Origin of the sequence: Megasphaera vaginalis (ex Srinivasan et al. 2021) (genome assembly GCF_000478965.1) — a bacterium.
GTDB classification, from domain to species: Bacteria; Bacillota; Negativicutes; order Veillonellales; family Megasphaeraceae; genus Megasphaera; species Megasphaera vaginalis.
This window is the reverse complement of the sequence record NZ_AWXA01000014.1, coordinates 1-18907: the sequence shown is the minus strand read 5'-3', so window position 1 is coordinate 18907 and position 18907 is coordinate 1. Positions and strand designations below refer to the sequence as shown.

The window sequence follows — 18907 nt, the reverse complement described above, 5'->3', positions numbered from 1 at the left end:
TCCATCGAAAATCACCGCGTTATACCTTCTTGCTGTCCGCTACCAACCGAAAAAACGTTGCTCACTGTCAATCAGCGGCAGTTCCGGCAGTCCTGTCGGCGACGGCTGAATCAGCCAGAAAACCAGAACGGCCAATACGGTCAGGCCAATCGCCAAATACGAAAACGAACCTTTCGTCCCGTGCTCGTAAAGCCCGAAGAGGCGGATGCCGACGGCGGAACCGATCGTCGAAAAAAGCGCGCCCAGAGAAAAATAACCGTAAAGAAAATACGCGCCGACAAGGGCGACTATAACCGCCGTATTGATGACAATAGGATACACGTTGAAAAGCTCCGTCCGCCGCGATCGCTGAAGCGCTCCAAACCAGTCTGTGAGCTCGATGCCAACCAAACCGACAAGAAAGGCTCCGCCATAGAGAAGTCGGTCCCAAACCCGTTCCCACTTACGGCGATCGCCGCCCTGCCAGGCAAGCACGGCCGTGCCTAAAATGACCAGCCCGACAAAAATATAATACCCATCTTCCGGCATGAAGCGAACGAGGGCGACGCCGCCAAGGGACAAAACGGCAGCGATACCGCACATCTTTGCCAATGAAGCGGTAGCCGGCTTATCCTTGACATCCATACTTTGATACATTTTGGCAAAGATTTCCGCCAAGAAAACGGCCACAAAGAAGACAATACCGAAAAAAGGGCTAAAAACGGCAGCAGCAATCGTAATCAAAACGGGAATCATAATTTTAAAACCGGGAAAAATAACGAAATCTTTAATTCCCATTACATGGCGCTGCGTATAAATCGTAAAATAGGTGAAGGCATTGAACATCAGCATTGCCGAAACCGCTTCAACAGGCTTTGCGCCCATATACAACAGGATCAACAACACTGCCGCGCTCATATTGACGCCTGTAAAACGGGCGAAAACGGCGCCGGCCAGACCGGCATTAAAAAAAGGCAATACTGCAAATAGACTCTCCATGAATGCATCTCCTAAACGTTATTTAATGTGATGACTGCCCCGTTCCGTCATCGGAACACCTTCCTTGCAAAGAGGACAGGCAGAAGGCTCATACGTCGGTACGGTCAAATGAAGCAAGGCCTGTACATGTTCTTTCGGTACGCCGAATTCAGCCTTGCCGCCGCTGCGGTCAACGAGCAACCCGACACCGACAACAATACCGCCGGCAGCCTTGACGACGTTGACTACTTCCTGAACGGATCCGCCCGTTGTCACAATATCTTCAACGACCAGTACCCGCTCGCCCGGCGCGATGCGAAAACCGCGGCGCAACGTCATGACGCCCTTTTCCCGTTCCGTAAAAATGGCCCTCGTCCCCAACGCTTTGCCCACTTCGTGAGCCAAAAGAATACCGCCGGTCATCGGCCCCATAACAGTCTGTACGTCTTGATCGCGAAATCGTTCCGCCAAGTCTCTGCAGAGTCGCTCCGTATATTCCGGGTGCTGCAAAACATTAAATTTTTCTACATAAAGCGGGCTGTGCAACCCCGAGGTCAAGAGAAAATGCCCTTCCAGGACCGCCTTCGTTTCCACCAATAACGCCTTGACTTCCGCTTCTGTCATCATCGTTTATGCCTCCTGAATTTCCGCTAAGATTTTTTCTGCCGCCGCCTTCGGATCGTCAGCCTGTGTGATCGGTCTGCCAATAACCAGATAGTCGGCGCCATCCCGCAAGGCCTGCTGTGGTGAAGCAATTCGCTTCTGATCATTGCTCTGCGCAAAAGCCGGCCTGATACCGGGTGTAACGATAAGAAATCCGCCGCCCTCAGCCTGCCGTATAGCCGATGCTTCATGCGGTGAGGAAACGACACCGTCAATGCCGCACTCATGCGCTAACGCGGCCAACCGCTTTACGGAATCGGCAATTCCGTATTTCGCACCCGTCTCCTGCCAGGACTCTTCATCGATGCTGGTCAGCACGGTCACAGCCAATAGCTTCGGCACGGCGCCGCCCCGGGCCGCCCCTTCCGACCGAACGGCTTCGGCGGCAGCCGCAAGCATGGCTCTGCCGCCGCCGGCATGAAGCGTCATCAGATCGGCACCGAGACGGGTCAAAGCCCGCACGCTCTGCCCGACCGTATTGGGAATGTCATGAAGTTTCAGATCGAGAAAAACGCGTTTTCCCTTTCCTTTCAAATAACGAATCGTTTCGGGGCCGGCACTGTAAAAAAGCTCCATGCCGACCTTATAAAAGGATATACTGTCGCCCAACCTGTCGACCAACCTTTGCATATCGTCGAGCGAGTGAACATCCAACGCCGCAATTATCCTTTCATCTGCCACCATAACGCCTCCTGACGTCATTGAAAATTGCATATCTAAATAATTATGTCATGTTTCAAAACGGGTGTCAAATACGCCGTTCTTCCTCCCTACAGACTGACAAAAAGAGAACCCTCCCTTTGAGACGGTTCTCCCTGCCTAATCATTCAAATTCTTTGATAAAATGAATCTTGGTAAACTCGTTCGTTGCGCTGTAAGAAGGAATTATACCAGAGTTTGCCGCCATAGAAACGCCGTCCATAGGCCAGATAAAACGCCGTTTCTCCTGCCGGCATGGAAATCCCCGTTTCGGCCCAGCTTCCCATCGGCTTCAAGTAATGCCAATTGGAGGTACCGTCCCTGTCGACATACATCTGCCGCAAATCCCAGTTATAGAAAAATCGCTTCGTCATTACTTTACTGATTGTCTTATTGCCCCTGTCTGCCGCCTAAACAGTACAGACATTAACGGCAATGATGTACCGCGGCGGCGCGCACTGTTCAACGATCAGCGAACTCTTATCCAAATACCAAGCCGTCCCCATGTGCCCATCGACGAAAACAAAATTATGCTCTCCATTGAGATGGTAATCATAGGCTGCCTGCAACGGCAGTACACTCCCTAAGACGAAAAATCCTATCAACAAAATGAAAGCACGTAAATTTTTCATCGTGTCGGCTCCTTTTACTTGTCTATACTCACGTTTACTTTTTCAGTGTATCATGTCCCGTAAATTTAGACAATATAGCAAAGGCGCATAACTTCCGGTGCAGGATTACAAGCCATATGTTACGCCAGTAGTAGCACTTTCTTTGTGCTGTGATTTACGTGCTCATCCCAAACCGTCTCCAAGGAGACTCTCCATAAACAGCTTAACACAAGCTATCCGTTTTCGCCTATGCGCCGACGCCTGCGATGTAACCAAGGCTGCCCGTCAATATCTGACGAACTTACAAAGCAACGGCTATTTGCCGTACATGACCGTACAACAAATCGGCAGACTGCCGGAGGCACCCGGTCGATAAACGACAGCAACTGCAAAAGGCCCGTCAAAACGCGCGTACGCCCGATAAAAAAGGGCAGCCATGACAGGCTGCCCTTTTTTCTTATGCGCATCAGTTGGCATTGGCATAAAAATCATCGGTAAACACGGAATAATACGAGTCCCCATAACTGTCGTATATTTTCTTGCTGCCGTAGAACCGCAGACCACAAACCGTATAGAAGGCCATTTCTCCCGCCGGCATAACGATGCCCGTCTCGGCCCACGACCCCTGCGGATCCAGATACCGCCAATCGGCATCGCCGTTTCTGTCGACATACATTTCCAATAACTCCCAGTTATAGAAGAACCGCTTCGTCTCTACCCTGCTGATAGCCGTATTCCCCCGATCAGCTCTCTCCACGGTACAGATATCGGCAATAATGATACATTGCGGCGGCTCATAGCGTTCAACATACAGCGAATCCTTATCCAAATACCAAGCCGTCCCCATATGACCGTCAACAAGAATATACCGCTCATTACCGCCCAGATGGACCCCGTAAGGATTCTCGTTGGCGAAGGCATTTCCGCCGGCAAGGAGTAAACAGCATACGTATAACCAAGCGATGAGAAACAACTTTTTCATAAAAATTCTCCTTTCATGACAATAGCCATCCCGACCATATCAGTCGTAATCGATCACCTTGCCGCTAATATAAAAAAATATTGCGCAAACGGTTTCCCTTACTCATCATTTACCCTGACCGGTTTTCTGTTTTTCGTCAAAACGGCGCGACGGAAGCATTCTTTGCTATGATCGTTAATAATACCGCAGGCCTGAAGATGCGAGTATATGGTCACCGGCCCTACATAAGTAAAGCCCCGCCTTTTGAGATCCTTGGCAATTCGTTCGGAGAGCTTATTTTTAGGCGGGATCCTGCCTTCTTCATGTTCCTTGTAGGTTACGACATTTCCTTGCGTAAAATGCCAAAGGTACTCGCTGAACGTGCCGAATGCTTGCTGCACTTGCCGTACTGCACCGGCATTGGCAATAACGGCCTTAATTTTCCGCGGCGAACGAATCATGCCATTGATCGCCAAGATGCGGTTTATGTCGCATTCATCGTAAGCAGCAATGGTGTCAATCGCGAAGTCCTCAAAAGCAGCCCGAATGATTTCTCTCTTTTGCAAAACCGTATTCCAACTCAAACCGCACTGCATGACTTCAAGCGTAAGAAACTCGAACTGCTTCGTATCGTCAAAAACGGGTACGCCCCATTCCTCATCATGATAGGTACGCATTTTTTCGTTTATTTCGCTCCACGAGCATCGTCTCATATCAATCCCTCCTTCTACAAGTATGACGATGAGCGGCCGTTCCGTCAATATCGGATGAAATTGCCAAAAGGCTTTCTCTTTACGCCCTGATCTGTGATATAATGATAACTAATAACAGTTCTCCATATACTATTACCGAAAAGGAACTCACTATGGACAGCAAAAAATATGAAAAAATGATAGAAATCAATCCTTATGTAATCAAATCAATCGAAAACCCGACAGAGGAAATGAAACTCCTCGCCGTCAGCCGCAACGGTCTTGCCTTGCAATATATTGATGCCCCGTCGCGACAGATGCAGGAAATTGCCGTTGCCAACACGGCACGGGCCATTCAATTCATTGCGGATCCTGCCGAGGAATTACTGGAAAAGGCCGTTTCCATGGGCTGGAACAACTTGGAATATATTAAAGACCCGTCAGATAAATTGATCCGGATGGCATTGACTCAATCTGGCTGGGCCATTAAATATGTTCCCGACCCGTCGGAAGAACTGCAACTGCTGGCCGTCTCCAAAAATTTTGACGCCATCAAATATATTGACAACCCGTCACAAAAAGTACAGGATGCGGCCGCTCGACTGAACTATAGAGCATTGCAGTACATACAGTCGCCGACGTTGCAAACGAAATGCACAGCCGTAAAGACCAGTGAACAGGCGTTACAGTTGATGTCCGACGTGACGAAAGAGCAGTTTCTCACCTTCCTGGGCATCAACATTCTCGTCATCAAATATATTCCTCGCAATATCGCCATTACCACGGAAGAAATCAAAGAAGTCTTGCAACGCGTCCTTTCCCGCGAAGATGTCGATGAAGATTATGTCCGCAATTACGTCAATTCCGGAGCGATTGACACCTTTACAGGCATGATGCCGCTCGCCAAGCTCATGTTCATTTATGAGACGGGAAGCAAAAAAACAAAAAAATAACAGTTGATGAAAGGTTAAAAACGAACTAGGTGATCTTATGAATTTTTCAGATACGTTGCAAAGCATAGAACTGGTGCTAGCCGCCCGTGAAGTACCGCTCTTAGTCGGCGAAACCGGTATCGGCAAAACGACACTGGCACGGGAGTTGGCCCGGAAAAACGGCTGGACGCTGGTCACGATCGACGGCAATCTTCTTAAAGAAGGAGAAATCGGCGGCTTGCCGACAGTGGAAACCTATAGGAAAAAAGGAGCGGACGGCACCGTATCGGCGGAAAAAGCGACGGTTTACGCCGTTCATCACACGTTGCGTCTAATCGACAAAGAACGGGAAGCCGGCAACACGGTACTCCTGTTCATTGACGAGATCAACCGCTGTGAGCATGCCGTACAACAAGAACTGATGAATCTCATCTTAAATCGCGAAATCAACGGCTATGTCCTTCATGATGATGTCAAAATCGTCGCCGCCATGAATCCTGCCCAAACGTACGATTACCAAACGGTGGAAATGGATGCGGCACAGGAAAACCGCTTTGTATGGCTTTACATGGAACCCGATTATCTCCAATGGCTGAATTGGGCTTCGCAAGCCGGCATTGCCGATAAGGTCATGGAATTTATTTCCACCTATCCGGAATACCTGTGCCGCAAAAACGAAGATGACATTAACGCTACGCCGCGCAGCTATGAGCGGATTTCCGGCTTATACCGCCTCTATACGGAACATAGAGGCACCATTTCCAAGGCCGTCTTTTATAACGTTATTCAGGGGAATGTCGGCAAGGTGATCGCTGAAGAATTCGTCCATTTTATCGAAAATGACAGCACGCCGCTGATCTCATATGACGATGTCTTCACGCCGTCCTTATTCAGCCGGGAATTAGCCGAACGCATCGAAAAAGAAAGTCATACCCGCCTCTACTTGACGGCAAAAAACATCTTGCGCCGCCTGGAAAACGTACTTGCCGTTCATCAGGAAGATCGTACTGAAAAGCTCGACCGACTTGTCGCTTTTCTGCAAGCCTATCCTGTCGACCTGATGATCGGCGTCATGAAAGATATGCGCAGCAACGCGCCTGCCGTATATGCTGCCGCACTGGATCACGACGCCTTTATCAATGCCTATTTTGCGGCGTATAAGAAAATTCGGTAACGCCTATGAATACGAATCTGCTCAGTGACATTCTCCTGTTGTATCAAGACGTAGCCGTCCTTGTCGACGAATATAAAGCAACAGAACATAAAAAGGATATGCCCTTGCCGCCATTAACGCTGCCTCCGGACATGAGCGAGCGATTTGACGCAATCCTCGCCAAAATCAACTTACGTCTCATGGACGACAGCGATAATTTTTACGGCTATTTTCTCTTCCAAATGGGAAAAAGCTTTCGCTTTGATATTGCGTCTCCTTCCGCCGTCACCTTCAAAAACGGAAAATATGTCATGCATTTTAATCCGTATATTTTCCTGGCACTGACAATCGAACAGATGGAAAGCGACATAAAACATGAAATTATTCATATTCTGTCACTCCATCTCATGCGGGCGAAAGAAATGCGCACCAAATACAGCAAGCTGGCCGTCAATCTGGCTATGGATATTGCCGCCAACATGTATCTGGACAACGTGCCGCCTGATTCGGCAACCTTAGCCTGGGTCAATATGGCCTACACGAGCGACGCCCCGATGGCGCCATACGAAACGTATGAATTGTACGCCGAACGTATCCAAGAAGAACTAAATAAGTTGAAATTGACGGAAGATGCCTACGATCCCGGCAGCAGCCGAAACGACATGATTCAAGAAAAATATGACCCCGAAAACACGCACGATATCTGGGATGAATCAGATGACGCGGACGAAGACATAATCAAAGCATTTACGCAAACATACATCGAAAATGCCCGCAAGGGGGAACTCCCTAACTATTTGGAAAGCATGCTCGCAACACTGAAAGAGGATCATCAAGGCCTTCCCTGGAACTGGTACTTGAAGAAACTCGTCGGCTCCGTCACAGCCGGTAAAAAAAAGACGACGACTCGACGCAACCGGCGTCAGCCGGAACGACTTGATCTGCCAGGCCAGCTCAAAGGCCATAAGGCGAAAATCTTTATCGCCCTCGATATTAGCGGCAGCATCAGCGACGGTGAATTCAAACAGGCAATGGAAGAAGTATTGCAAATCGTCCGTTCCTGCAATCATGAAATCACGATTGTCGAATGTGACGATCATATCCGGCGTGTTTATGCGGTGAACACGATCCATGACCTGAAGGAGCGCCTGAAAATCAGAGGCAGTACCGCTTTCTCCCCCGTCTTCGAATACGCCAACAGTCAACATATTGATCTTCTGGTCTACTTTACGGACGGTGCCGGCGAAGCGACACTGAAAACGAAGCCAAGAGGCTATAAACCGCTTTGGATCCTTTCCGGACACAGCGACGCCCTATCCATCGCAACGCCCTACGGCATGGTAAAACGGCTCAAACCGATTGACGACGAAGACCTTTATAACTTTGACGATGTTCAAAAAGGCGGCTTCGATATGAACAATCAAGAACGGATCAGCGTCGCCATGGACAGACGGTTATAAAACAGCCTGAGCGCGGCAACGAAAGCAATCTGCCGTCGTCTTTTCTCCACCGGTTAACAAGTTCTCGGCTAAATGGAAAGTCCACCATATGCTTCTGTCGGCAAGCCGTTCTCTTGCGGCCTCATTCCTGACTGCAAGCGAATACATGCTGGCATCAATACTCCCGTAAGTATCTTCATCGAATTCCCTAACGACATTTTTCCTGGCAATGTTCCACTGCAAGCGCCACTACCACACGATCCCGCGCGTAAACAATTATCGCTATTGGTACCGCCATTCGTCAATACTGCCGCATAGATTAGTCCCCAAGCCGCCATTCTTCTTCCCGGATCCGGAATTACAACATCGTTGTCGGCATATTTGCGCAACATATCCGCCTTCTCATTCTTCTCATTGCCTGCAACCGTAAATCCCCTAATACCTTAGGGAATTTTATTTATCAGCCCTAATAATTGCTATTAATATTTCATTATATTCTGAAATACAACGTTTTTATCTGTCCTATTTTCATAACAATGAGAGATATTCGCGTGAAAATTAATTTTTGCCGGCGCTGCTAAAGTGAATACTTGCTGTTCCAACTGCAATGTTAACGTTCCTTCCGTCACGATGATGTATTCTTCTGAAGCGCTGCGATGCGGCTCTGACGGATGCTTTGCCCCCGGCTGCAAAATAATGTAAAAATACTCAAAGCCATTGACCGGATTAAAGGGGAAAACAGTATAGAGAATCATCTGTTTATTTTCATCATAAACCGGTTTTAAATCCTTCATGATCTCAACGGCTTTATAATCTTGCACTTGATCGTTCAATAAGGTAGACAAAGAGATTTGTAGTCCTTTCGAAATTTTCCATAAAACGGAAACCGTCGGAATGGAAACGCCCCGCTCAATCTGACCCAACATGGCCTTGCTGACTCCTGTCAAAGCCGATACATTGTCCAGCGTAAGCTCTCGCTCAAAGCGAATTTTCTTCAGTACCTTCCCTATTTCTCTGGTAGGATCATCATCGATAAAAAGATTTTTTTCCATTTTCCACATGCATGATAACGAGTAAAGACACCTTATCATGTTCCTTTCTTTTCACATCTTTCAACCTAATTAAAACAAGAACAATTAACGATATTCTTCTCAACAATATACGCCACTTGTTTATAAAAAGATTACCAGTTGATATACTTTTTTAATTTTACCTCTTACAGAAATACGCCGTCAAGAATAGTAAGAATAAATCGATGGGGGGCGCAAAACAAATTCGGCGCAAGATCGTTCCTCCTATTCAGAAGGGCATGATTTTTCTTTCTATACCCGTCATTGTAAAACAACTATGGAACCCATAAATTAAGCAAAAGCAAACAACTTTAGATATATAATGCGTCTGGTTCCCCTTTACTAAGGATAGAGTAACTAATATCCCTTTGCCGATTCATCATCTGTACCTAAAGCATTGTCTATTCTTTCCGTGTATATCGAATGAAAGATACTCACTTCCATAAAACGATATGGAAAATAACAAAAAACACAGCAAACTTAATCAATACTTCCCATGATGCTTAATAAAATACAATTTAATTGTATAAAAACAGAGCGATGCTCAGAATCTTATTCTTCATCGCACCGCTCGCTGTCTCTTCTCTGAACTATATTTAATTATAACCTATCTTGCCTTATTTAATCTGATCGTTTTTCTTCTATTAGCATTTCTATCTTTTTTCTGAAACCCGACACGCTTCACCGTCTTTATTTTACTGGCTGCAACATTTCCTGCAAATAGAGGCTCCGTAATAAAGGATTATTTTGCTGACGGCATTAGTTGTACATTGATAACCTTACCTCCCATATATCTGTCTCCTTTGAACATAACGTCACTTAACTAGCTTTCTGTTACCGCTGTTCTAAAGAAAGGACCCTAACAAACTATTTTCGATTGGTGACTTACTGACTTGAAAGTATAGCTGCTAGTTTTGTTTAGACGGATTCTTTATAGACAGATTAAAATAAACTCTCGCAATAATAACCCCACCTACAATAATAAAAATATTCAGAAGCCACCCTGGTAACTGCACTAATTCCCATAGATAGGACGTCGCTATCGCAAAAATAATGGTCCAAGCGCCCATCCCCAGATTTTTACATGCCAGTTGAACATATACGGCTCCAAATACAACCGTCAACACATATTTAAAAGAATGTTGAATGAACGGAGGTAAAACATCTAATATTCCTTGTCCGACAAACACAAATATCGTGACCATGATAACCGACGTAATGATACTGCCAGCTACCCCAATAGTCGAAATGACATCGCCTTCAGGCGTACTGGGTTCTACGTTCGCGGCCTTTTGTGCCATTGTCGCACTGGGACAACGAATATCAGCATTACTGCCGGCAATCCATCCCAAGTAAGAGCCACTAACACCTAATAAGCTAAAATAGGTAATTGGCTGTACTAACCAAGATGCGCCAAAGGTAACAGCCAAAACAGCCCAAATTTTTAAAACATCTCCTGCAGGAGGCATAATTCCATATACTAAATACACATACAGTGCCGGAGCAAAGTTTGCTATTCCCGAACAAATCATGGCAATAGTACCAATACGAATAGCCTTTTGATTATAGCTCATACCAATTAAATCGGACATGAAGTATCCTCTCCTCTAATACTATCCAAAAACAGCCGTCGTAACTAACATTCCTATCAACATTGATAATCCCAGCGCTAACTCTTGCAGTCTCGCATGCTTTGCGAAAATTTTCGAAATAATTAACATAGAAATTGCGGATATTGCAGTTGCACACCATAATCCCGGCTTTAGAGAAACTAGTTGTCGAGACGTCAAATAGGCAAAAAGCCCCACCGTTGCACCTGATAAAGCTAGCTTCACCCAAACAGGATCATATTTCTCATTTAACTTTGTAACATATTTACTCATACCTAGAGTCAAAATAAGTGTAACTAAAATCCAGCCAAAATTATTTAATGCCATTCCCCATAACGCATAAGCAAAGCCTTTTATGCCAAACCCAGTCGACTGCGGGTCAAGTCCCACTACCCCGGCAGCCAAAGAAATTGCAGCAATCTCGGTCCTCGCTGCGCCAACATCGTTTAATCTCATCCATGTGGTTGGCGCTCCCACCACCGCAATTAAAGCAAAAGCGATAATAACAGGGGATAGAGACGGCCCAATGGCGGTAATCATAGCCGATCTCAAACCAGCTATACAGCGTCTTTTCTCTAATCCTATTTTTTCAGCCTCTGCAAACGATACCTTCAAATATACTATAGCGGATATGAGTAAAACGATAATCATCAAACTCGAAATTGCCCATAATCCAGGACTATTCAGGATTGCCGTTTCTTCCATTGAATTCACTCCCTATCAAAAATTTTCATGATTTAAAAATTCAAAGCTCCTGCATCAACAATAGCGGCTGTAAACCACTTAACCCTGTCATAAAGAGAGCTTACGACAGCAAATTCCCGAAGCGTATGGTTCCAATTTCCTCTCACGCCACAAGAACACAACACAGGCGTTCCCGCTTGTTGTATAAAGGTAGCATCCGAACAGCCACCAACTTGCACAGGTGTTGTATCGGGATAATTATATTTTCGGGCTACATCAGCCATAAAATCATACAATGCCATAATTTTGTGATCAGTTTCAAGAGGAGTAAATAAATTCAATTCCGTATATGTGCAACTTGTTCCTCCTACGTAGTTCTTTTCGCAAATTTGTCTTACAGCCTCTTTAACTCGATTCAATTCTTTTACTGTTTTAAAGCGAATATCTAATTGGCACATACACTCTGCCGGGACTGCGTTGGGAATGGTACCGCCTTTTATAACACCGGTATTAACGGTAGTCCCTTTTTCAATATCTGTTAATGATTGAAATGCAAGTACTTTATGCGCCATTTCCTCAATAGAACTAATCCCGTCCAAGAATGCAGCTCCAGCATGCGCTGACCTTCCCTTGACAAATACGTCAATGCCCAAACGACCTTTTCTTCCTACTGCCAAACCGTTATCCATGAGACCAGTTTCCATATTCAATGCAAAAAGACAATGTTTTGAATTCTCCTTAATAAGATCTGCCACATTTGTAAAATGGTGTAGCCCCTCTTCGTCCGGCGCAAATAAAATTTTTAGTGGTCGCTCATCATATCCAATGGAATTCAATGCTTTAACAACATACAATGAAATTAAAATACCGCCTTTCATATCTAATACTCCCGGTCCATATGCATTCCCATCCTTAACCGTAAACGGTTCCTCCAGGTATAAATCAGAAGCCAATGCGGTATCCATATGTCCGCTAAATAAAATAGCTTCCTTATCCCGATTTTCGCCTAATGTTCCCATCAGTAATTTCCCGGATTCCGGAGCAACATCGACAAGTTCACAAAGAACCCCTTCATCTTCAAATTCTTTTTTCAACCAGACTGCCACTGCACTCACAGCATCGGCATCTCGCCAAAAATCCTTAAGATTGATCAATTCCCGGTACTTTTCAATCATTTCATCTTGATGCGAATCAACATACTGCTCAATTCTGTTTAACACTTCTTTTTCCATTTATAAAGCCTCCTTATATTCCTATCATCATCAAAAACACTCGCATAAGCCACATAGATATAAATGCATCAAAAATAGGCAAAAACAATAAAAGATTATGCCATTTTTCATTTACCTCAGCTACGATGATGACTCGAACAAAACCTGCCAATAATGTCCCCATGGTGATAACGGCGGGAAACAGTATAGTCGCCTGCAGCGCTGTTAATTGTCCTGTTTCAACCATAGTCGCTACAGTGGCGACGCCTGCCGCCTTAGCAAAAAAGGCCGCTATTAATGCTACAATTGCTTCTCCAGGCAATCCAAATACAGCCATGAGCGGCGCCACCAGATTCCCAATAATTACCATTAACCCCGTAATAGTTAAAAATTGAACCAGAACGTACGCCAAAATTAACGCAGGCGTCACAATTTCTGCACATAAATAAAAGCCCTTTTTAGCTCCTGCCATAAACAGCCCTACTATATTGGGATTATGTTCTTTATTGACTATGCCCTCTGACTGTCCCATTATTATGTCGCCCCTTTCTTGGCAAATTGATGCTTCTTTTTAATGAGAATATAACCGCGGACGACATTGGCCCCAATAACTTTAACGATAAAAATGCTCGCAATAACAATTCCAATAGGGCAAATACAAATAGGAATAAGTGCGGCGCCGCTACCAAAAACATTACTGATCAGCCCGGATCCTGCAATCTGATATGAAGCGAAAATGGCTCGTTCGTCATCTGTAATCAAGTTGTTATCTGATAAATTTTTAGTCATTACCGCTGCTGCGTCCGTACTAGTAAAACTACTGACGAATGCTAACCCTGTCGTTCCAGGGATACCCATCAGTGGCTTTAGGATATACTTAAATACCTTTTCCGCTGCAAGCAATGCGCCTAAATGTTCCGCAACATTAATTAGCCCCAAAGAAAACATCACTGTTGGAAATAATGTTAATGCAAAAAGGAATCCGCCACTAGCTCCTGTTCCCCCCTTTCCAATGAAAGTATCCCCTTGTCCGATATGACCAAAATTTCCGATAAGAACCTGAAAGTCAACAGCTCTTAACGGCGAATCAGAATGAGTAAAAATACCAGAAAAAGCGACTACCAAAAGCATAAGGGAGAACCAACTTTTCCATGTTAACTTACTCCGCTCTTGTTTATTCATCAGAATCACCTCCCGACTAGCATCAATATCCCGGACTTAGAACTCACTTAAATAGCCATCTCTATCCCTTTATCATTCATCAAAAATATTATAAAATAACTTATAAATGTAATTTCTCACAAATATTTTCAACAATCCCCATTTATGATACAAGGTGATTTATGATTTTACTTAAGGTCATTCTATATTAGGGCTTATGTCTTTTATAGTGTTTAATTGTTGAATTATATTCTTTTATCATTCTTTATTTCGTCTCTATTTTTTTAGAAAGAGGCCTTACAATGCGCATAGCTCTATTGGTCCCCGAAAAAATGTTATCTACGGAAATAACGCTATTAAAAGAGAAATTCCCAGAATTATTATTGGATTTCATATTCTATTCTTCTGTTTTCAAAATCCCCAACATCTTTTCAGTCCAACAAAAAGAATATGATGCAGTATTATTTTTTGGAAAAACAACGTTAAATTACGTCGCCTCGAAACTTACACCGACAATCCCCTGGTACGTAATTCCCCGAGATACGGCAAGCCTACTCCAACTTCTTTTTAAGATTTCTCTCACAGGCTATAATTTATACAGATTAGTTACGGATATGCCTGAAAATGAATTGACCATCATAAAAGATGCCTATAGCGAATCAAATATTCCCCTCCAAAAGCTAACCTTGATTCAACCTCCTACATTTATTTTTGATGAAGTATTTTATAATCATTTAACTGACTTCTATATAAATGATTACAAACATAATACAAATTCCACATATATAACGATATACTCCGATGTATATAAAAAATTACAAAACCGAGGAATTCCAATTCTATTTGCCAGTTCTTCTTTAACAGATATCTCTAACAGTATTGAAAAGGCCCATACAAATTTTTTATTACATGCCAGCCGGGAAAGCCAAATTATTATTATTCATGCGGCCATAGACGAACTCAACACCTTTTCGCCTATTATTGAAGACGAATACCAGATGGCAATGGAGAATTTAAATATCGCTAAATATATTTATTCGTTTGCTCGAAAAATACAAGGAGCCGTTTTTGCAATCAGAGAAACCGAATATTTGATTTTTTCTACGCGTTCAATTGTTGAACATCAGATAAATAAATTCAATGATTTTACTTTAGCGCATGATGTAAAAAAACACACGGCAAGAACGCTCAGTATCGGATTAGGCTTTGGAAAGACCGCTACTGAAGCTAAAAATCATGCCTACATCGGTTTGAAAAGATCTCAAGAATCAGGCGGTAATCAAATTTTCCTCGTATACGATAAAAATACGATTCGTGGCCCCTTGAATACTCCGCCTAAATTAGACCCGATTATTTATGACCATTTTCAAGAAATCTCCAGTAGAGTCGGTATCAGCCCATTTACATTAAGCCAAATACATAAATTGTTAACAGAAAGAGGAATTCAAGAATGTACAGTAGCTCAGCTTTCCGATTATTTACAGATTTCTAAACGAGCCGTTAATAGGATTGTTTTAAAATTGCTGGACAATAACTACTGCATCGAAATAGGCCGACAATATCATCATAAAGCCGGTAGACCTTCCAGAATTTTAAAGTTCAAAATATAATCTGTAAAAAACTCCTGAGAGATTCCTCTCCTTTAACGTAATATCGGCTTGATGGCGCCCCCACTTTCGCTTACCTTTCAGAACCTATTAATTTTCTGCGATTATTTCCTCATGTAAGCTAAAATAAAAGCAGCGCCATATTGCGAACAACAAGTTCACAATATGGCGCTGCTTTAACTGTCATAACAGAACACACTGCCAATCCATCTCAGATTAGATCGCTCCTATTTAGAAAGAAAGGAGTCATTTATACGAGATGACACGTACTCCTTCATTTTCTATTACTGTAACCAAAGAATTCATGTAGTCTCTATCCGGTGTATCAAAACGAGAAAAATCACGATCCATTCCTAATTGTTTGAATTTATCTTCTCCATAATGATGGTAAGGCAACAATTCCATGCAAGGGTCTTGTACATTATCTCTGACAAATTTAGCGGTTGCTCGGATATTATCAATATCCGCATTAACACCTACAATAGTAGGGACTCTAACCACAATTCCTTTCCTTTTTTGACCCAATCGCGAGATGTTATTCAAGATCAGATCATTATCGACACCTGTAAAAAATCTATGCTTAGCTGAATCCATCAATTTTATATCTATGAAAACTAAATCCAGTTTAGCAAAGGTTTCTTCCATCTCAGCAAATGAAAAGTAGCCGCTCGTTTCTATTGCCTGGTTTAAACCTAAATCGTAAACGGCATTAACCAGCTCATTCAAAAATACGGGCTGCATCGTACACTCTCCACCAGAATAAGTTACTCCACCTCCGGATCCGTAAAAAAATTGCATTTGCGATTCCAATTGTTTAATTACTGCTTCTACCGTAACCTCAGTAGTTGTATTTTTCCTGGCCTTTTCCAAACAAACTGCGGTACACTTTCCGCAAGCGGTGCATTTCTTGCGTTCGTCAGGAGTATTCAAATCAATTCCTACACCTTCCGGACATACCTCCTTACACCGTCCACAGGAAACGCAGCGGGAAGAGATATACAGAATCTTATTCCCAGAAGTGTACCCTTCGGGATTCGCACACCATTGACAGCGAAGAGGACAACCGGAAAAAAATATCGTTGTCCTTAATCCTTCGCCATCATTGACGGAAAAGTTCTGGAGTTGCAAAATTTTCCCGTTAGAAGGCATCATGAACTGACCGCCTGATAATGGAATCCTGAAGTCGCTTAGATAGATGCACAAATTGTGTGCTATATCCCGCTACACGAACCAATAAGTCCTTATAATTATCCGGATTTTTTTGTGCGTCAAGTAATGTTTCCGTAGATAAAGTGTTAAATTGTACATGGAAGGCGCCCATATCAAAAAACGATTGTACTGCCGCCGCCAAATTACTACGTCCCCGTTTTGTTTCCACTAAATCATGACTTAATCGCAAGTTTAAAAGAGTTCCGCCAGAATGGATATCTTGATTCATTTTGGCGCAAGATTTCATCGCTGCCAATGGGGTGGAGGTGTCAGTCCCTCCCACAGGGGATACCCCTTCCGAGATCGGATCCATCGCATTTCTGCCGGACGCCGATGCCCCCAAAACCTTACCGGTTGGAATAAAATTGGAAATCCCCATAAAGGCCGTCGTAAACGAATTTCCATAGTAATCACGATATTTTATGGTTTCTTCATAATAGTGATTTTCTATCCGTTTCGCAATATCATCTACATAATCATCATCATTTCCATATTTCGGGCAATCCAGCGCCTGCTTCTGCAATAATTCATATCCGTCCCAGTTCTTATCGCAAGCATCGAAGAGTTCTTCAATAGTACACACCTTATCTTCAAAAACAAGTTTTTTAATTGCCGCCAAGCTATTTGCCGACTCGGCCAATCCTATCCCCGTAAGAACAGGTCCGATATTATATTTGGCACCACCATCGACGATATCTTTGCCCTGCCTGATGCAAGACTCGGATAAAGCCGAGAAGAACGGCCGAGGAATATACGCGCGTTGCAATTTTTGGGCAAGTATAGAAGACTCTACAGCTACAGCGATTAAATTATCAAACTGTTTGTAATAAGCATCAGCCAATTCTTCATACGATTTAAAATTTCTATCCATAGGAATACCCATCTGTTTGCCATCCAGACGGCTTTTCCCACAGTTTGTCGCATATTCCATTGCCGCACTGAAATTGACATTAGCGGTACTTGTCCATTCAAAAGTCTTACGGAAGTGCGGGACCACACACCCGCAGTTGTTCCAATCACGGGCATCTTTCGTTTCATACCCTAAATTTTTCAACATCATATATCCGGTTTTATCACTATGAATGGCAGGAAAACCAGTCCCCTGTGCAACGAGTTCCATGACTTTATCGACAAATTCTCTCGGGCTGTCGTGAGAAATTCTTACGGATAACCCCGGTTGATGCGTCTTGACTTCACTTGTCGCCTGTAAAGCAAGATATGACAATTCATTGGTGGCATCTTTACCGGAACGATCACAGCCGCCGACGGTTAAATTTTGAAACTGATTGTAACCGGCGAAAAAATCTGCCGTATTGGCGGATATGGTCCAAACCCATTCAGACAATTTTAACCAATAGCATTCTATTAATTCCAGAATTCCCTCTTCATCGTGAAGTTTATGAACCATATCATATTGATAATACGGATACATATATTGATCAAATCTACCCGGATTGAGAGACAAGGGATTTTCCATGATAATCCCTCCCCATTGATAAAACCAAATCATTTGGAGAGCTTCCTGGAAGGTAGTCGGTCTTTCTGCGGGAATTTTATCGCAAATTTGTGCAATCTGTTCTAGCTCAGCTCTACGTACGGGATCGTTTTCAAGCGCAGCAAGTCGCTTCGCTTCTAACGCATATCTCTTTCCTAACGTAATCATCCCTTCACCGCAAAGAATCACAGATTGATAGAAATCACGCTTTTCCAGTCCATCAGGACTGGTGAATTTAACTTGGCTAAGCTTATCCTTACATTCATCGATAATCCCTTGCCAACCTTTTTTAAAAAGCACATCCTGATAGTCCGGTGTTATTTCGCCAACCGATTGTCTCCATTTTGAATCGGTGTCAACAATTCCCGTATCTACGCCTACTTTTGCCGTTTCAGGAGATACTTGCGACAGAAATGCTTCTTCTACCGATTTCCCCTTCCAATAGGGAAATATCTCTTTACGAACAAAATCTCTTTGTTCAGCACTCATTTGATAAGGATCCTGCTCTCTGGTAGAAAAATTATCCATTTCCTTCTCCACCCAAGTCCAAGAGAATTCCGGAGTTAAAATACCACACTTTCTGAACTCCCCAATCGCGCCGACAATGAGTTCTCCTTCAAAAATATGGACTTCAATTTGTTCGCAAACATCTTTAAACGCTTTTGCCCTTCTAATAATTGCTGATTGCCCTTCAGACTTTTTATACGATTCGGTCCATATGCGTGCTCGTTCGTAAGATATAGCAGGCAAAAA

At 43.7% G+C, this 18907-nt stretch carries 20 protein-coding genes; 4 read left to right on the top strand and 16 right to left on the bottom strand.

Translation table 11 applies throughout. The annotated features are described in order from the left end of the window. Positions 1 to 39: 39 nt before the first annotated feature. The 8 genes from HMPREF1250_RS03495 to HMPREF1250_RS03470 form a co-directional block, all read right to left on the bottom strand. A complete protein-coding gene (locus HMPREF1250_RS03495; RefSeq protein WP_023053236.1) occupies positions 40 to 978 on the bottom strand; it encodes a hypothetical protein in 939 nt (312 codons plus the stop codon). Positions 979 to 996: 18 nt separating this feature from the next. Further along, positions 997 to 1584 carry an orotate phosphoribosyltransferase gene (gene pyrE, locus HMPREF1250_RS03490; protein ID WP_023053234.1) on the bottom strand — a complete coding sequence of 196 codons (588 nt, stop codon included), beginning with the start codon at positions 1582 to 1584 and terminating at the stop codon, positions 997 to 999. A gap of 3 nt (positions 1585 to 1587) precedes the next feature. Then, on the bottom strand, positions 1588 to 2301 hold the full coding sequence (pyrF, locus tag HMPREF1250_RS03485; protein WP_036242525.1) for an orotidine-5'-phosphate decarboxylase: 714 nt from the start codon (positions 2299 to 2301) through the stop codon (positions 1588 to 1590). 146 nt (positions 2302 to 2447) lie between these two features. Further along, the gene (locus HMPREF1250_RS11750) at positions 2448 to 2693 is read right to left on the bottom strand and encodes a hypothetical protein (RefSeq protein ID WP_023053226.1); all 246 of its coding nucleotides are present in this window, start codon (positions 2691 to 2693) and stop codon (positions 2448 to 2450) included. Between the two features lie 36 nt (positions 2694 to 2729). After that, complete coding sequence (locus tag HMPREF1250_RS11745) at positions 2730 to 2951, bottom strand: hypothetical protein (protein ID WP_023053238.1); 222 nt, start codon at positions 2949 to 2951, stop codon at positions 2730 to 2732. A gap of 294 nt (positions 2952 to 3245) precedes the next feature. After that, positions 3246 to 3407 (bottom strand): hypothetical protein, encoded by a 162-nt coding sequence (locus HMPREF1250_RS11525; protein ID WP_155914484.1) that lies wholly within the window; start codon positions 3405 to 3407, stop codon positions 3246 to 3248. Continuing rightward, a complete protein-coding gene (locus HMPREF1250_RS03475; RefSeq protein ID WP_023053227.1) occupies positions 3397 to 3912 on the bottom strand; it encodes a hypothetical protein in 516 nt (171 codons plus the stop codon). The genes HMPREF1250_RS11525 and HMPREF1250_RS03475 overlap by 11 nt, the downstream gene beginning before the upstream one ends. 98 nt (positions 3913 to 4010) lie before the next feature. Continuing rightward, entirely contained in the window at positions 4011 to 4604 is a 594-nt protein-coding gene (locus HMPREF1250_RS03470; protein ID WP_023053242.1) for a DNA-3-methyladenine glycosylase I, read from the bottom strand. A 152-nt stretch (positions 4605 to 4756) separates the two neighbouring features. On the opposite strand from HMPREF1250_RS03470, the gene HMPREF1250_RS03465 reads away from it, so the two are divergent. The 3 genes from HMPREF1250_RS03465 to HMPREF1250_RS03455 are packed head-to-tail and all read left to right on the top strand — an operon-like array spanning position 4757 to position 8128. Continuing rightward, a complete protein-coding gene (locus HMPREF1250_RS03465) occupies positions 4757 to 5536 on the top strand; it encodes a hypothetical protein (protein WP_023053231.1) in 780 nt (259 codons plus the stop codon). Between the two features lie 37 nt (positions 5537 to 5573). After that, positions 5574 to 6689 (top strand): ATP-binding protein, encoded by a 1116-nt coding sequence (locus HMPREF1250_RS03460; RefSeq protein ID WP_023053228.1) that lies wholly within the window; start codon positions 5574 to 5576, stop codon positions 6687 to 6689. A gap of 5 nt (positions 6690 to 6694) precedes the next feature. After that, on the top strand, positions 6695 to 8128 hold the full coding sequence (locus HMPREF1250_RS03455) for a VWA-like domain-containing protein (protein ID WP_023053237.1): 1434 nt from the start codon (positions 6695 to 6697) through the stop codon (positions 8126 to 8128). 458 nt (positions 8129 to 8586) lie between these two features. On the opposite strand, the gene HMPREF1250_RS03450 is transcribed toward HMPREF1250_RS03455, so the two are convergent. From HMPREF1250_RS03450 to HMPREF1250_RS03425, 6 genes are all read right to left on the bottom strand, one after another. Further along, positions 8587 to 9159, bottom strand: coding sequence for a helix-turn-helix domain-containing protein (locus HMPREF1250_RS03450; protein WP_036242523.1), 573 nt, complete (start codon positions 9157 to 9159; stop codon positions 8587 to 8589). 926 nt (positions 9160 to 10085) lie between these two features. Then, complete coding sequence (locus HMPREF1250_RS03445) at positions 10086 to 10769, bottom strand: putative membrane protein (protein WP_023053241.1); 684 nt, start codon at positions 10767 to 10769, stop codon at positions 10086 to 10088. A gap of 21 nt (positions 10770 to 10790) precedes the next feature. Next, positions 10791 to 11492, bottom strand: coding sequence for a DUF5058 family protein (locus HMPREF1250_RS03440; protein ID WP_023053244.1), 702 nt, complete (start codon positions 11490 to 11492; stop codon positions 10791 to 10793). Positions 11493 to 11524: 32 nt separating this feature from the next. Continuing rightward, positions 11525 to 12703, bottom strand: coding sequence for a M20/M25/M40 family metallo-hydrolase (locus tag HMPREF1250_RS03435; RefSeq protein WP_023053245.1), 1179 nt, complete (start codon positions 12701 to 12703; stop codon positions 11525 to 11527). A gap of 13 nt (positions 12704 to 12716) precedes the next feature. Further along, positions 12717 to 13214: a nucleoside recognition domain-containing protein gene (locus tag HMPREF1250_RS03430; RefSeq protein ID WP_023053239.1), complete on the bottom strand. Its 498-nt coding sequence runs from the start codon at positions 13212 to 13214 to the stop codon at positions 12717 to 12719. A gap of 2 nt (positions 13215 to 13216) precedes the next feature. Further along, positions 13217 to 13864, bottom strand: coding sequence for a nucleoside recognition domain-containing protein (locus HMPREF1250_RS03425; protein WP_023053229.1), 648 nt, complete (start codon positions 13862 to 13864; stop codon positions 13217 to 13219). A gap of 281 nt (positions 13865 to 14145) precedes the next feature. On the opposite strand from HMPREF1250_RS03425, the gene HMPREF1250_RS03420 reads away from it, so the two are divergent. Continuing rightward, on the top strand, positions 14146 to 15453 hold the full coding sequence (locus HMPREF1250_RS03420) for a hypothetical protein (RefSeq protein ID WP_023053235.1): 1308 nt from the start codon (positions 14146 to 14148) through the stop codon (positions 15451 to 15453). Positions 15454 to 15696: 243 nt separating this feature from the next. Here HMPREF1250_RS03420 and HMPREF1250_RS03415 read toward each other — a convergent pair whose 3' ends face one another. Together HMPREF1250_RS03415 and HMPREF1250_RS03410 are read right to left on the bottom strand one after the other, a co-directional pair. Beyond that, a complete protein-coding gene (locus HMPREF1250_RS03415) occupies positions 15697 to 16602 on the bottom strand; it encodes a glycyl-radical enzyme activating protein (protein ID WP_036242518.1) in 906 nt (301 codons plus the stop codon). Continuing rightward, the coding region (locus tag HMPREF1250_RS03410) for a glycyl radical protein (RefSeq protein ID WP_023053230.1) at positions 16589 to 18907 on the bottom strand (2319 nt) is incomplete at its 5' end. The genes HMPREF1250_RS03415 and HMPREF1250_RS03410, both read right to left, overlap by 14 nt.